Raw genomic sequence first — 13,244 nt, 5'->3', positions numbered from 1 at the left:
GTTAATCGTCGAGGCGCTCTTCGAGCTGGCGCACTTCGTAGGTGAGCTTGTCGAGGAACTGCATGCGCCGCATCAGGCGTTCGGCCTGTTCGCGTTGCGCGGCATCGTTCCAGCAGGCTGCGAAGCTTTCGTTCAGGGTTTGCTGGGCGTCTTTCAGGCGGCGCTTGAACACCGCGACACCGGCCAGGTCGGCACTGTCCTGCAGGTCCTCGAGTTCTTCGCGCCACTGCATCTGCTGCAACAGGAACTCGGGATCGTGGACCGTGACTTCCAGCGGCAACTCATGACCGCTGATGGCAAGCAGGTAGCGCGCGCGCTTGGCTGGAAGCTTGAGCGTCTGGTAGGCCTCGTTGAGGTTTGCAGACTGCTCGAGCGCCCGGCGCTGCTCAGCCTCGGAAGCGTCGGCAAACCGGTCCGGGTGGACACCACGGGCCAATTCCAGGTAACGCGCGGACAACTGGTCGAGATCCAGCTGGAAAGCAGGCTGCATCTGGAACAAGGCAAAATGACAAGGAGTTCCCACAAGCCGCCTCAGATGTTGAAGCTTTCGCCGCAGCCACATTCACCGCGCACGTTGGGGTTGTTGAACTTGAAGCCTTCGTTCAACCCTTCCTTGACGAAATCCAGCTCGGTGCCGTCCAGGTACGTCAGGCTCTTCGGGTCGATGATCACTTTCTGACCATGACTCTCGAACACCTGATCGTCGTCGCCGACTTCGTCGACGAACTCCAGCACGTAGGCAAGGCCAGAGCAACCCGTGGTGCGAACACCCAGGCGGATACCCTCGCCCTTGCCGCGACCCGCGAGGGACCGCTGCACATGTCTAGCTGCCGCTTCTGTCATCTGGATAGCCATGGAAACTCCTTACCGGTACGCGGATCAGATCAAGCCTTTCTTCTGCTTGTAATCGCGAACGGCGGCCTTGATGGCGTCTTCGGCGAGTACCGAGCAGTGGATCTTCACTGGCGGCAGGGCCAGTTCTTCGGCCAGCTGGGTGTTCTTGATGGTTTCGGCTTCATCCAGGGTCTTGCCCTTCATCCACTCGGTGGCGAGGGAGCTGGAGGCGATGGCCGAGCCGCAGCCGTAGGTCTTGAACTTGGCGTCTTCGATGATGCCTTGCTCGTTGACCTTGATCTGCAGGCGCATCACGTCGCCGCACGCCGGGGCGCCGACCATGCCGGTGCCGACATCAGGATCCTGCGCGTCCATCTTGCCGACGTTGCGCGGGTTCTCGTAGTGGTCGATGACCTTTTCGCTATATGCCATTTGCTTCAATCCTCATCAGTGAGCCGCTCTGGTGGCGACTTCTTCAGTGCGCAGCCCACTCGATTTTCGAGATGTCGACGCCGTCTTTGTACATGTCCCACAGCGGCGACAGAGCGCGCAGCTTGGTGACGGCCTCGCAGACTTTCTGCGCGGCGTAATCGATTTCTTCTTCGGTGGTGAAGCGGCCGAAGGTGAAGCGGATCGAGCTGTGGGCCAGTTCGTCGTTGCGGCCCAGGGCGCGCAATACGTACGAAGGCTCCAGCGATGCCGAGGTGCACGCCGAACCGGACGACACGGCCAGGTCCTTGAGCGCCATGATCAGCGACTCGCCTTCAACATAGTTGAAGCTCAGGTTCAGGTTGTGCGGGACGCGGGCGGTCATGCTGCCGTTGACGTAGAGCTCTTCGAGGTGCTCGACCTGCTTGAAGAAACGGTCGCTCAGGGCCTTGATGCGCACATTCTCGGCGGCCATGTCTTCCTTGGCGACGCGGAAGGCTTCGCCCATGCCGACGATCTGGTGGGTCGCCAGGGTGCCGGAACGCATGCCACGTTCGTGTCCGCCGCCGTGCATGGTCGCTTCGATGCGCACACGCGGCTTGCGGCTCACGTACAGCGCGCCGATGCCTTTAGGGCCGTAGGTCTTGTGGGCCGAGAACGACATCAGGTCGACTTTGAGCTTGGACAGATCGATGTCGACCTTGCCGGTGGACTGGGCTGCGTCAACGTGGAACAGAACGCCCTTGGAGCGAGTCAACTCGCCAATGGCTTCGATGTCGTTGATGGTGCCGATTTCGTTGTTCACGTGCATGATCGACACCAGGATGGTGTCGTCGCGCAGCGCGGCTTCGATCATGGCCGGGGTGATCAGGCCGTCTTCACCGGGCTCGATGTAGGTCACCTCGAAGCCTTCACGCTCCAGTTGGCGCATGGTGTCCAGGACAGCCTTGTGCTCGACCTTGGAGCTGATCAGGTGCTTGCCCTTGGTGTGGTAGAAATGCGCGGCGCCCTTGATTGCCAGGTTGTCGGACTCGGTGGCACCGGAGGTCCAGACGATTTCCCGCGGGTCGGCGTTAACCAGGTCGGCGACCTGGCGACGGGCGTTTTCAACCGACTCTTCGGCCTTCCAGCCAAACACGTGGGAGCGGGACGCCGGGTTACCGAAGTTTCCGTCGACCAGCAGGCATTCACTCATCTTTTGCGCGACACGCGGATCAACCGGGGTGGTCGCAGAGTAATCAAGGTAAATCGGCAATTTCATGGACTCTCTCCTAAATCAGGCTGGCTGGCGTTCCGCGTGCTCTGCGGCAGTCATTCGACGGCGGACGCTTCAATCTTGTCCAGGTGCGGCGCCTTGCCATTGCAACGGCGCTGGTCCTGACGCTGGGCTACTTCTTGCACCTCACGGCGAGTCACAAGGTCAGCCAAGCTGATACCGCTCAGAAATTCGTGGATCTGCAGGCTCAAGTCGCACCACAGATGATGGGTCAGGCACGTATCGCCGCCATGGCAGTCGCCCAGCCCCTGGCATTTGGTCGCATCGACCGATTCGTTCACGGCATCGATCACCTGGGCGACCTGGATGCCTTGCATCTCACGGGACAGCTGGTAGCCGCCACCGGGGCCGCGAACGCTGGACACCAGGTTGCTGCGGCGCAGCTTGGCGAACAGTTGTTCAAGGTAGGACAGGGAAATGCCTTGGCGCTCGGAGATATCGGCCAGGGACACCGGCCCGTGCTGCGCGTGCAATGCCAGGTCCAGCATCGCGGTCACGGCGTATCGGCCTTTTGTAGTCAGTCGCATGGACAGTTACCACGGAGTTCGGAATGGGGGCGAGTATGCAATTCCCGAGCATTTAAGTCAAGTATAAGACCTAGTGGGTTACTCGGATTTACCCGCGAAAGAGCGCGCGCATGATAGCAAAGGGTGGTTGCCGGCGACCAGCCATACCGCGTCATCGTTCTTCGCGAGCAAGCCCGCTCCCACAGGGGATCTTTATTGCACACCTGATTCATGTACAACGCAGGTCCAATGTGGGAGCGGGCTTGCTCGCGAAGAGGCCAGCAGGGTTTCAGCCGACCTGGCTCTGGTCCTTATCCTTCACGCACGCAAAATCCTCTTCGCGCAGCTCAGGCAGGTCCTTGGCGCAGTAGTTACTGCCCAGGTCCTTGAGGGCGCCGCACATTCCCTCCAGGCGCCCGTCGACGGCCTGCAGGTGATCGAGCAATTGGTTGATGGCGCGGGCAACCGGGTCGGGCATGTCTTCGCCGACACCGTAGGCATCGAAGCCGATCTTCTCGGCCATGGCCTTGCGACGAGCGTCCTGCTCGTCGTCGGACTTGACGATGATTCGCCCCGGGATACCGACCACCGTCGCGCCGGGCGGCACGGCCTTGGTGACCACGGCGTTGGAGCCGACTTTCGCCCCAGCCCCGACCGTGAACGGGCCGAGCACCTTGGCGCCCGCCCCCACCACCACGCCGTCTTCCAGCGTCGGGTGGCGCTTGCCCTTGTTCCAACTGGTGCCGCCGAGGGTCACGCCCTGGTACAGGGTTACGTCATCGCCGATCTCGGCGGTTTCCCCGATGACGATGCCCATGCCATGGTCAATGAAGAACCGACGACCGACCTTGGCCCCCGGATGGATCTCGATCCCGGTCAGCCAACGCCCGAAGTTCGACACCAGTCGCGCCAGCCACTTCCAGCCCATGCCCCACAAGGCACCGGACAACCGATGGATCCAGATGGCGTGCATGCCCGGGTAGCAGGTGAGCACTTCAAAGGCATTGCGCGCCGCCGGGTCACGATGAAAAACGCTTTGGATATCTTCACGCAAACGTTCGAACATTTTATTTCTTCCGCTTAATCAGCTCGCCACGGGCCGCTTTCTGGGTTTCCGTGAGAATGCCGCGCAATATATTCATCTCCGCTCGGCTGACCGAGCTTCGTCCGTACAACCGACGCAGGCGCGCCATCAAGTGCCTTGGCTTGTCCGGGTCGAGGAACTCGATGTCCACCAGGGTCTGCTCCAGGTGCTCAAAGTATCGTTCCAGCTCGTCCATGGTCGCCAGTGTCTCACTGCGCGGCGACGTGACCTCGGTTTTTTCGACCTTGCTGGGCTTGCCTTCGGCGGCCAGCCAGGCCATGCGCACTTCATAACTCAACACCTGCACCGCCGCCCCGAGGTTCAGCGAACTGAACGTCGGATCGGAAGGGATATGCACGTGAAAGTGACATCGCTGGAGCTCTTCGTTGGTCAGGCCGGAATCTTCACGACCAAACACCAGGGCGATCTCTGCGCCCTGCCCGGCTTCCTCGACCACCTTGGTCCCGCACTCGCGCGGGTCCAGCAGCGGCCATGGAATGCGCCGGTCACGAGCGCTGGTGCCGAGCACCAGGTTGCACCCCACCAAGGCCTCTTCCAGGGTGGCGACCACTTGGGCGCCGGCCAGGATATCGCCAGCACCGGACGCCCGGGCGTCGGCTTCGTGATGGGGAAACAAGCGCGGCTCGACCAGCACCAGCCGCGACAGGCCCATGTTCTTCATGGCCCGCGCAGCTCCGCCGATGTTACCCGGATGGCTGGTATTGACCAGGACGACACGAATGTTCTGCAACAAGGGAAGCGCTCTCGAACACGATAAAGGGAGCAAATCTTACCTAAGCACCTACCGTTAAGCTATGAAAGCGAACGCCAACCTTCTCCTCGGAAAACTTTCTGATAGAATGCCCGGCTTTCTTTAACAACCTTAGGTGACACATCCATGCAGCCCATGCTGAATATCGCGCTGCGCGCCGCCCGCAGCGCCAGTGAACTGATCTTCCGCTCCATCGAGCGCCTGGATACCATCAAGGTCGATGAAAAAGACGCCAAGGACTACGTGTCCGAGGTTGACCGCGCCGCCGAACAGAAGATCGTCGACGCATTGCGCAAGGCTTACCCGAACCACTCGATCCTGGGTGAAGAGACCGGCATGCACGCCGGCACCGGCATCGAAGGCGAAGAGTACCTGTGGATCATCGATCCACTGGACGGCACCACCAACTTCCTGCGCGGCGTCCCTCATTTCGCTGTCAGCATCGCCTGCAAATACCGTGGCCGCCTCGAACACGCCGTCGTGCTGGACCCGGTTCGCCAGGAAGAATTCACCGCCAGCCGTGGCCGTGGCGCCCAACTGAACGGTCGCCGCCTTCGCGTCAGCGGCCGCACCAGCCTGGACGGCGCCCTGCTGGGTACCGGCTTCCCGTTCCGCGATGAGCAGATGGACAACCTGGACAACTACCTGGGCATGTTCCGCGCCCTGGTCGGCCAGACCGCCGGCATCCGCCGCGCCGGCGCCGCCAGCCTGGACCTGGCCTATGTGGCCGCTGGCCGTTTCGATGCCTTCTGGGAATCGGGCCTGTCCGAATGGGACATGGCCGCAGGCGCCCTGCTGATTCAGGAAGCAGGCGGCCTGGTCAGCGACTTCACCGGTGGCCACGACTTCCTCGAAAAAGGCCACATCGTCGCTGGCAACACCAAATGCTTCAAGGCCGTGCTCACCGCCATCCAGCCACACCTGCCGGCTTCGCTGAAACGCTAAGCGACCGGTTATGGAAAAAGCACCTTTCGGGGTGCTTTTTTTATGCCCGGGTTTTATGTATGAACCCGATCCCACAGGGGTTTGGGACTGGGCCTGACATTTGTGGGTGTTGAAGATCCAATGTGGGAGCGGGCTTGCTCGCGAAAGCGGTGGGTCAGTCGATATCTGTTTTGAATGTCAGCCCGCATTCGCGAGCAAGCCCGCTCCCACAGGGTTAGTGGTGAGTCCTGGGATCCAGGATAAAAAAAGCACCCCGAAGGGTGCTTCTTCACATCACTTAAATTACTGAGCCGGTTCGTTCTGGCCCAGGATCAGTTGGCCTTCCTTGTTCACCGGAATCTGGTTGCCCGGGTCGCGGTCCATGCGGACTTTGCCTTCCTTGCCGTCGAGCATGTAGCGTACGTCGTAGCCTACCACCTTGTCGCTGATGTCATTGACGGTGTTGCAGCGCGTCTGGGTGGTGGTGTACGTGTCGCGTTCCTGCATGCCTTCCTGGATCTTGTTACCGGCATAACCGCCGCCGGCTGCGCCCGCCACCGTGGCGATTTTCTTGCCGGTGCCGCCGCCGACCTGGTTGCCCAGCAGGCCACCGGCCAAAGCGCCGATCACGGTGCCGGCGATCTGATGCTGGTCCTGGACCGGCTTCTGCCGGGTCACGGTGACGTCCTTGCACACTTCACGCGGGGTTTTGATCTGGGTCTTGACCGGTTCCACGGCCAATACTTGCGCATATTCAGGGCCACTTTTTACCAAGCTGTAGGTTGCGACCGCACCACCGGCAGTCACACCGACAGCACCCAATACCGCACCAACCAGCATCGATTTGTTCACTAGAACCTCCAGGGCCATCACGAGCGGAATAATCCGCGCTTCTCCCAGCCTTGGAGCATAAAAAAAGGCGCGAGTTCAACTCGCGCCCTTTTTAGCGGTGACGGACGGGGCGACAAGCCTTATGGGCGGTCGTCCACCTCCGTTTCGGTGGCCGCTGGAGGAATCAGATCCTCGGTGCTCAGGTTCAGCCAGATCAGCACCACGTTGGCGATGTAGATCGACGAGTAAGTACCCGCCAGCACACCGACAAACAGCGCAATGGAGAAACCGAACAGGTTATCGCCACCAAAGAACAGCAACGCGGCAATCGCCAGCAGCGTGGAGATCGACGTCGCCATGGTCCGCAGCAGGGTCTGGGTGGTCGAGATGTTGATGTTCTCGATCAACGACGCCTTGCGCAGCACACGGAAGTTCTCACGCACCCGGTCGAACACCACGATCGTGTCGTTGAGCGAGTAACCGATGATCGCCAGCACCGCGGCCAGCACCGTCAGGTCGAAGGTGATCTGGAAGAACGACAGGATGCCCACGGTCACGATCACGTCGTGGATCAGCGAGACGATTGCGCCCACCGCGAACTTCCACTGAAAGCGGAAGGCCAGGTAGATCAGGATGCCGCCCAGCGCCATGAGCATGCCGAGGCCACCCTGGTCGCGCAGCTCTTCACCCACCTGCGGGCCGACGAACTCGACGCGCTTGACCTGCGCCGGGTTGTCGCCACCGGCCTTCTGCAAGGCTTCGGCGACCTGGTGACCCAGCTGCGGGTCTTCACCCGGCATGCGCACCAGCAGGTCGGTGGTTGCACCGAAGCTCTGCACGATGGCGTCGCTGTAGCCCGAGCTCGCGAGTTGCTCACGCACCTTGGTGACGTCGGCCGGACGCTCGTAGGTCAGCTCGATGAGCGTACCGCCGGTGAAGTCCAGGCCATAGTTCAGGCCCTTGGTCGCCCAGCTGAACAACGCCAGTACGGTAAGGAACAATGTGACGCCGAACGCAATGTTGCGAACGCCCATGAAGTTGATTGTACGTAACATGGCAGCCCCTTAAATCCACAACTTCTTGAAGTCACGACCGCCAAAGATCAGGTTGACCATAGCGCGGGTCACCATGATGGCTGTGAACATCGAGGTAAAGATCCCGAGGGACATGGTCACTGCGAAGCCCTTGACCGGGCCGGTACCCATGGCGAAGAGAATCCCGCCGACCAGCAACGTGGTCAGGTTGGCGTCGAGAATCGCGGTGAATGCCCGGCCGAAGCCTTCGTTGATTGCCCGCTGGACAGTCATGCCTGCGGCGATCTCTTCACGTATCCGCGAGAAGATCAGCACGTTGGCGTCCACCGCCATGCCCATGGTCAAGACGATACCGGCGATACCCGGCAGGGTCAGCGTGGCGCCCAGCAGCGACATCAGCGCCAGCAGCATAACCATGTTCACCGCCAGCGCGACGGTGGCAATGATGCCGAAGAAGCGGTAGATGGCGATGATGAACAGCGACACGAACAGCATGCCCCACAGCGACGCATTGATACCCTTGGTGATGTTGTCGGCACCCAGGCTCGGGCCAATGGTGCGCTCTTCAGCGAAGTACATCGGCGCGGCCAGACCACCGGCACGCAGCAGCAGGGCCAGTTCCGATGCCTCGCCCTGGCCGTTCAGGCCGGTGATGCGGAATTGGCTGCCCAGCGGCGACTGGATGGTCGCCAGGCTGATGATCTTCTTCTCTTCCTTGAAGGTCTGGACCGGCACGTCCTTCTCGACGCCGTTGACCACTTGCCTGGTGTAGGTGGTGGTTGGCTTCTGCTCGATGAAGATCACCGCCATGCTGCGGCCGACGTTGCTGCGCGTGGCGCGGCTCATCAGCTCGCCACCGTGGCCGTCGAGGTGGATATTCACCTGTGGGCGACCGTGCTCGTCGAAGCTCGCCTTGGCGTCGGTCACCTGGTCACCGGTGATGATCAGGCCACGCTCGATCTGCGCCGCCGGACGACCGCCTTCACGGAACTCGAAGCTCTCGGAAGTGGCCTTGGACGCACCAGGCTCGGCACCGAGGCGGAATTCCAGGTTGGCGGTCTTGCCGAGGATACGCTTGGCTTCGGCGGTGTCCTGCACACCTGGCAGCTCGACCACGATGCGGTTGGCGCCCTGGCGCTGCACGATCGGTTCGGCCACACCCAGCTCGTTGACCCGGTTACGCACGGTGGTCAAGTTCTGCTTGATGGAGTACTCGCGGATTTCCGCCAGCTTGGCCGGGGTCATCGCCAGACGCAGCACCGCCTGACCATTAAGGTCGGCCGGCACGATGTCGAAATCGTTGAAGGTCTTGCGGATCAGCGCACGGGCCTGCTCGCGGGTATCTTCATCGCTGAAGCCCAGCTGAATGGCACCGTTGAAGGCCGGGAGGCTGCGATAACGCACGCGCTCTTTGCGCAGCAGGCTCTTGACGTCGCCTTCATAGACTTTCATCCGCGCGTCGAGGGCTTTGTCCATGTCCACTTCCAACAGGAAGTGCACACCGCCGGACAAGTCCAGGCCCAGCTTCATCGGATGCGCGCCGAGTTTGCGCAACCATTGCGGGGTGGTCTGGGCCAGGTTCAGCGCCACAACGTAATCGTCGCCCAGCGCCTTGCGCACCACGTCCTTGGCTGGCAACTGGTCTTCAGCCTTGACCAGGCGCAACAGGCCGCCCTTGCCGTTTGCCGCGAGGGTGGCTGCCTTGACCTCAATGCCGGAGGTCTTGAGCGCCGCGCTCGCACGGTCCAGATCCGCCTGGGTGACCTGCAAGGCCGTGCTTGCGCCACTGACCTGAATGGCCGGGTCATCCGGGTAGAGATTGGGAGCGGAATAAATCAGACCGATCGCCAGCACCGCCAGGATCAGTACATATTTCCACAGAGGGTATTTGTTCAGCATCACGCCGCCCGCTTATGACGCGGGGCGCCTTGCGCGCCCCGTCGATTGAAGAGAAGTTTGAAACCTTAGATCGCTTTCAGCGTGCCTTTTGGCAGCGTGGCCGCGATAGCGCCCTTCTGGAACTTCATTTCAACAGTGTCGGACACTTCCAGTACCACGAAGTCATCGGCCACTTTGGTGATCTTGCCAGCGATGCCGCCGGTGGTGACCACTTCATCGCCCTTCTGCAGGCTGCCGAGCAGGTTCTTCTGCTCCTTGGCGCGCTTGGCCTGTGGACGCCAGATCATCAGGTAGAAAATAACCAGGAAGCCGACCAGGAAAATCCACTCGAAACCGCCACCCATCGGGCCCGCCGCAGGGGCAGCCGCATCAGCCATGGCGTTAGAGATAAAAAAGCTCATTTAGCACTCCAGTTGCAAGTATTGAATCTTAGGATCGGAAAACTCAGTCCAAGGGCGGAACAGGCAACCCGCGCTTGGCATAGAAGGCCTCGACAAAGGCGGCCAATGTACCCTGTTGAATAGCCTCGCGCAAACCAGCCATAAGCACCTGGTAATGGCGCAAATTGTGGATCGTATTCAACATGCTACCGAGCATTTCGCCGCACTTGTCCAAATGATGCAGATAAGCGCGGGAGAAGTTCTGGCACGTGTAGCAGTCGCAGGTCGGATCGAGCGGCGAATCATCATGGCGATGGAACGCGTTACGGATCTTCAGCACGCCAGTGTCGATGAACAGATGCCCATTGCGGGCATTACGGGTTGGCATCACGCAATCGAACATGTCCACCCCGCGGCGCACACCCTCAACCAGATCTTCCGGTTTGCCAACGCCCATAAGGTAACGAGGTTTGTCAGCGGGCATCTGGCCCGGCAGGTAATCGAGCACCTTGATCATTTCGTGCTTGGGTTCGCCCACCGACAGGCCGCCAATCGCCAGGCCGTCGAAGCCGATCTTGTCCAGGCCTTCGAGCGAGCGCATGCGCAGGTCCTGGTGCATGCCGCCCTGGACGATGCCGAACAGCGCCGCCGTGTTGTCGCCATGGGCATTCTTGGAGCGCTGGGCCCAGCGCAACGACAGCTCCATGGACACCCGCGCGACGTCTTCATCGGCCGGGTACGGGGTGCATTCGTCGAAGATCATCACGATGTCCGAGCCCAGGTCGCGCTGGACCTGCATCGACTCTTCCGGGCCCATGAACACCTTGGCGCCATCCACCGGCGAGGCGAAGGTCACGCCCTCCTCCTTGATCTTGCGCATGGCGCCCAGGCTGAACACCTGGAAGCCGCCGGAGTCGGTCAGAATCGGGCCTTTCCACTGCATGAAATCGTGCAGGTCGCCGTGGGCCTTGATCACCTCGGTGCCCGGGCGCAGCCACAGGTGGAAGGTGTTGCCCAGGATGATCTCCGCGCCCGTGGCCTCGATGTCCCGTGGCAGCATGCCCTTGACCGTGCCGTAGGTGCCCACCGGCATGAACGCCGGGGTTTCCACCGTACCGCGGGGGAAGGTCAGACGACCGCGACGCGCCTTGCCATCGGTGGCGAGCAACTCGAAGGACATGCGACAGGTGCGACTCATACTGTTTCCTCGGGCCCGCGTGGCGCGGGGTTACGGGTGATGAACATCGCATCACCGTAGCTGAAAAAGCGGTAACCCTGCTCGACGGCGGCCTTGTAGGCGGCCATGGCTTCGGGATAACCGGCGAACGCCGAAACCAGCATCAACAGCGTGGATTCGGGCAAATGGAAATTGGTGACCAGGGCATCGACCACATGGAATGGCCGGCCCGGGTAGATAAAGATGTCGGTGTCACCACTGAACGGCTTGAGCATGCCATCGCGGGCGGCGCTTTCCAGGGACCGCACGCTGGTGGTACCCACCGCCACCACTCGACCGCCGCGGGCGCGACAGGCCGCCACCGCATCGACGACTGCCTGGCTCACTTCCAGCCATTCGCTGTGCATGTGGTGGTCTTCGATGCGCTCCACCCGCACCGGCTGGAACGTACCGGCGCCGACGTGCAGCGTCACGAACGTGGTCTCCACGCCCTTGGCGGCAATCGCCTCCAGCAACGGCTCGTCGAAATGCAACCCTGCCGTCGGCGCCGCCACCGCCCCCAGGCGCTCGGCGTACACGGTCTGGTAACGCTCGCGGTCCGAACCTTCGTCCGGGCGATCTATATAAGGAGGCAACGGCATGTGCCCGACACGGTCGAGCAGTGGCAACACCTCTTCGGCAAATTCCAGCTCGAACAACGCGTCATGCCGCGCCACCATCCGCGCCTCGCCGCCGCCGTCGATCACGATCGACGAACCCGGCTTGGGCGACTTGCTGGAGCGCACATGGGCCAGCACACGGTGACTGTCCAGCACCCGCTCCACCAGAATCTCCAGCTTGCCGCCGGAGGCCTTCTGGCCAAACAAACGCGCCGGGATCACCCGGGTATTGTTGAACACCATCAAATCGCCCGGGCGCAAATGCTCAAGCAAATCAGTGAATTGACGGTGAGCCATGGCACCGCTGACCCCGTCCAGGGTCAACAGTCGACTGGCGCGACGCTCGGCCAGCGGGTGGCGAGCGATCAGCGAATCAGGGAGTTCGAAGGTAAAGTCAGCAACACGCATGATGGAGTTCGTCTAGCAGGGCCGGAAAGTCTAGCGGAAATATCAAAAATTGACCATGAAACGTGATTGACCAACGGTAGGCACCTCTCTATACTTCGCCGCCATTGAGCCCTGATGGCGGAATTGGTAGACGCGGCGGATTCAAAATCCGTTTTCGAAAGGAGTGGGAGTTCGAGTCTCCCTCGGGGCACCATCTTAAAGAAAGACCTTGAAATTCAAGGTCTTTTTTTTCGCCTGCAGGAAAGTGGTAAACAGGGATGACGCCACCCGAAGCAACCACATCCCGTGGCAAGGGCGCTTGCTCCCAGCGTGAGCGCGAAGCGCTCAAAAGGGATCACTGCGTACCACGCGGTCGATCGTTCCCACGCTCCGCGTGGTAATGCATCCCGCGACGCTCCGCGTTGCAGCCCCACAGCGGGAAGCGTTAAACCCGCTTCACCACGCCCTCCACAACCCAGTCACTAAGGATTTCACCCCATGGAATTACTCCTGGAAACCGTCGCCCTTTACTGCCTGAAGCTGGTCTACGAAGCGGAAGATCACAGCCCGATTCTGCGGGATGATCCGTTGATGGCAGATTATGAGCGAGAGGTTTTTGGGTTACTGGTGCGCAAGGGGGATGTCGAGGGGATTCGCAGCAAAGTGGAGCATTGCCTGGGGTTGGCACTGCACGCGCTGGGTGGTGCCGATACGGTCCTGGGGCGCGAGCTGAATCGTTTGGCGGTGGATTTCAGCGCCACACGGACGATGGAGCAGTTTGATGCTCCGCTCATGGCGCTTAAGGGCTATCTGAAAGATATTCAGTGAATTGGATTCTGTACGTACCTGAACGACACCGATCGTTCCCACGCTCCGCGTGGTAACGCATCCAGCGACGCTCGGCGTTGCAGCTTTAACAAGGCAGATTGGTCGATAACGTACCGAGTCGTGGGGCAAGCTGACTCCGTCGAAGGGGCGGGGTGTTTCTATCCTGCTTCAACGGTAAGTCAAAACATCCGGCCGATAGCTCGGTGTCTAGTCCTGAAATAGGT

Annotated in this window: 15 protein-coding genes and 1 tRNA gene; 3 read left to right on the top strand and 13 right to left on the bottom strand. The window is 61.0% G+C overall.

Going from position 1 to position 13,244, the window contains the following annotated elements; translation table 11 throughout:
- Position 1: 1 nt before the first annotated feature.
- From hscB to trmJ, 7 genes are all read right to left on the bottom strand, one after another.
- Complete coding sequence (gene hscB / locus J7E36_RS09460) at positions 2-523, bottom strand: co-chaperone HscB (protein WP_018611578.1); 522 nt, start codon at positions 521-523, stop codon at positions 2-4.
- Positions 524-531: 8 nt separating this feature from the next.
- Positions 532-855, bottom strand: coding sequence for an iron-sulfur cluster assembly protein IscA (gene iscA, locus J7E36_RS09455; RefSeq protein WP_215002155.1), 324 nt, complete (start codon positions 853-855; stop codon positions 532-534).
- A 24-nt stretch (positions 856-879) separates the two neighbouring features.
- The gene (gene iscU / locus J7E36_RS09450; protein WP_003185157.1) at positions 880-1,266 is read right to left on the bottom strand and encodes a Fe-S cluster assembly scaffold IscU; all 387 of its coding nucleotides are present in this window, start codon (positions 1,264-1,266) and stop codon (positions 880-882) included.
- Positions 1,267-1,309: 43 nt separating this feature from the next.
- Positions 1,310-2,524 (bottom strand): IscS subfamily cysteine desulfurase, encoded by a 1,215-nt coding sequence (locus J7E36_RS09445; RefSeq protein WP_215002153.1) that lies wholly within the window; start codon positions 2,522-2,524, stop codon positions 1,310-1,312.
- Positions 2,525-2,574: 50 nt separating this feature from the next.
- Positions 2,575-3,066 (bottom strand): Fe-S cluster assembly transcriptional regulator IscR, encoded by a 492-nt coding sequence (gene iscR / locus J7E36_RS09440; RefSeq protein ID WP_030139599.1) that lies wholly within the window; start codon positions 3,064-3,066, stop codon positions 2,575-2,577.
- Between the two features lie 268 nt (positions 3,067-3,334).
- Complete coding sequence (gene cysE / locus J7E36_RS09435; protein WP_215002151.1) at positions 3,335-4,111, bottom strand: serine O-acetyltransferase; 777 nt, start codon at positions 4,109-4,111, stop codon at positions 3,335-3,337.
- 1 nt (position 4,112) lies between these two features.
- Positions 4,113-4,883, bottom strand: a complete 771-nt coding sequence (gene trmJ, locus J7E36_RS09430; RefSeq protein WP_215002149.1) for a tRNA (cytosine(32)/uridine(32)-2'-O)-methyltransferase TrmJ — start codon at positions 4,881-4,883, stop codon at positions 4,113-4,115.
- A 144-nt stretch (positions 4,884-5,027) separates the two neighbouring features.
- On the opposite strand from trmJ, the gene suhB reads away from it, so the two are divergent.
- Positions 5,028-5,846, top strand: coding sequence for a type III secretion system regulator SuhB (gene suhB, locus J7E36_RS09425; protein ID WP_215002147.1), 819 nt, complete (start codon positions 5,028-5,030; stop codon positions 5,844-5,846).
- Between the two features lie 282 nt (positions 5,847-6,128).
- Here the strand turns inward: suhB and J7E36_RS09420 are convergent, their stop codons facing one another.
- From J7E36_RS09420 to queA, 6 genes are all read right to left on the bottom strand, one after another.
- A complete protein-coding gene (locus J7E36_RS09420; protein ID WP_109753612.1) occupies positions 6,129-6,677 on the bottom strand; it encodes a glycine zipper 2TM domain-containing protein in 549 nt (182 codons plus the stop codon).
- 119 nt (positions 6,678-6,796) lie between these two features.
- The gene (secF, locus tag J7E36_RS09415) at positions 6,797-7,711 is read right to left on the bottom strand and encodes a protein translocase subunit SecF (protein WP_215002145.1); all 915 of its coding nucleotides are present in this window, start codon (positions 7,709-7,711) and stop codon (positions 6,797-6,799) included.
- A gap of 9 nt (positions 7,712-7,720) precedes the next feature.
- The gene (gene secD, locus J7E36_RS09410) at positions 7,721-9,589 is read right to left on the bottom strand and encodes a protein translocase subunit SecD (RefSeq protein WP_215002143.1); all 1,869 of its coding nucleotides are present in this window, start codon (positions 9,587-9,589) and stop codon (positions 7,721-7,723) included.
- Positions 9,590-9,654: 65 nt separating this feature from the next.
- Positions 9,655-9,990 (bottom strand): preprotein translocase subunit YajC, encoded by a 336-nt coding sequence (gene yajC / locus J7E36_RS09405; RefSeq protein WP_053214538.1) that lies wholly within the window; start codon positions 9,988-9,990, stop codon positions 9,655-9,657.
- A gap of 43 nt (positions 9,991-10,033) precedes the next feature.
- Entirely contained in the window at positions 10,034-11,149 is a 1,116-nt protein-coding gene (gene tgt / locus J7E36_RS09400; RefSeq protein ID WP_215002223.1) for a tRNA guanosine(34) transglycosylase Tgt, read from the bottom strand.
- Between the two features lie 14 nt (positions 11,150-11,163).
- Positions 11,164-12,213 carry a tRNA preQ1(34) S-adenosylmethionine ribosyltransferase-isomerase QueA gene (gene queA, locus J7E36_RS09395; protein WP_215002141.1) on the bottom strand — a complete coding sequence of 350 codons (1,050 nt, stop codon included), beginning with the start codon at positions 12,211-12,213 and terminating at the stop codon, positions 11,164-11,166.
- Positions 12,214-12,321: 108 nt separating this feature from the next.
- Here queA and J7E36_RS09390 point away from each other — a divergent pair.
- Both J7E36_RS09390 and J7E36_RS09385 read left to right on the top strand, forming a co-directional pair.
- Positions 12,322-12,406, top strand: a tRNA-Leu gene (locus J7E36_RS09390).
- 284 nt (positions 12,407-12,690) lie between these two features.
- The gene (locus J7E36_RS09385) at positions 12,691-13,020 is read left to right on the top strand and encodes a hypothetical protein (RefSeq protein WP_215002139.1); all 330 of its coding nucleotides are present in this window, start codon (positions 12,691-12,693) and stop codon (positions 13,018-13,020) included.
- Positions 13,021-13,244: the final 224 nt, after the last annotated feature.

Origin of the sequence: Pseudomonas fluorescens, from assembly GCF_018614775.1 — a bacterium.
GTDB lineage: Bacteria > Pseudomonadota > Gammaproteobacteria > Pseudomonadales > Pseudomonadaceae > Aquipseudomonas > Aquipseudomonas fluorescens_BY.
This window is presented reverse-complemented; position numbering and strand designations above follow the sequence as displayed.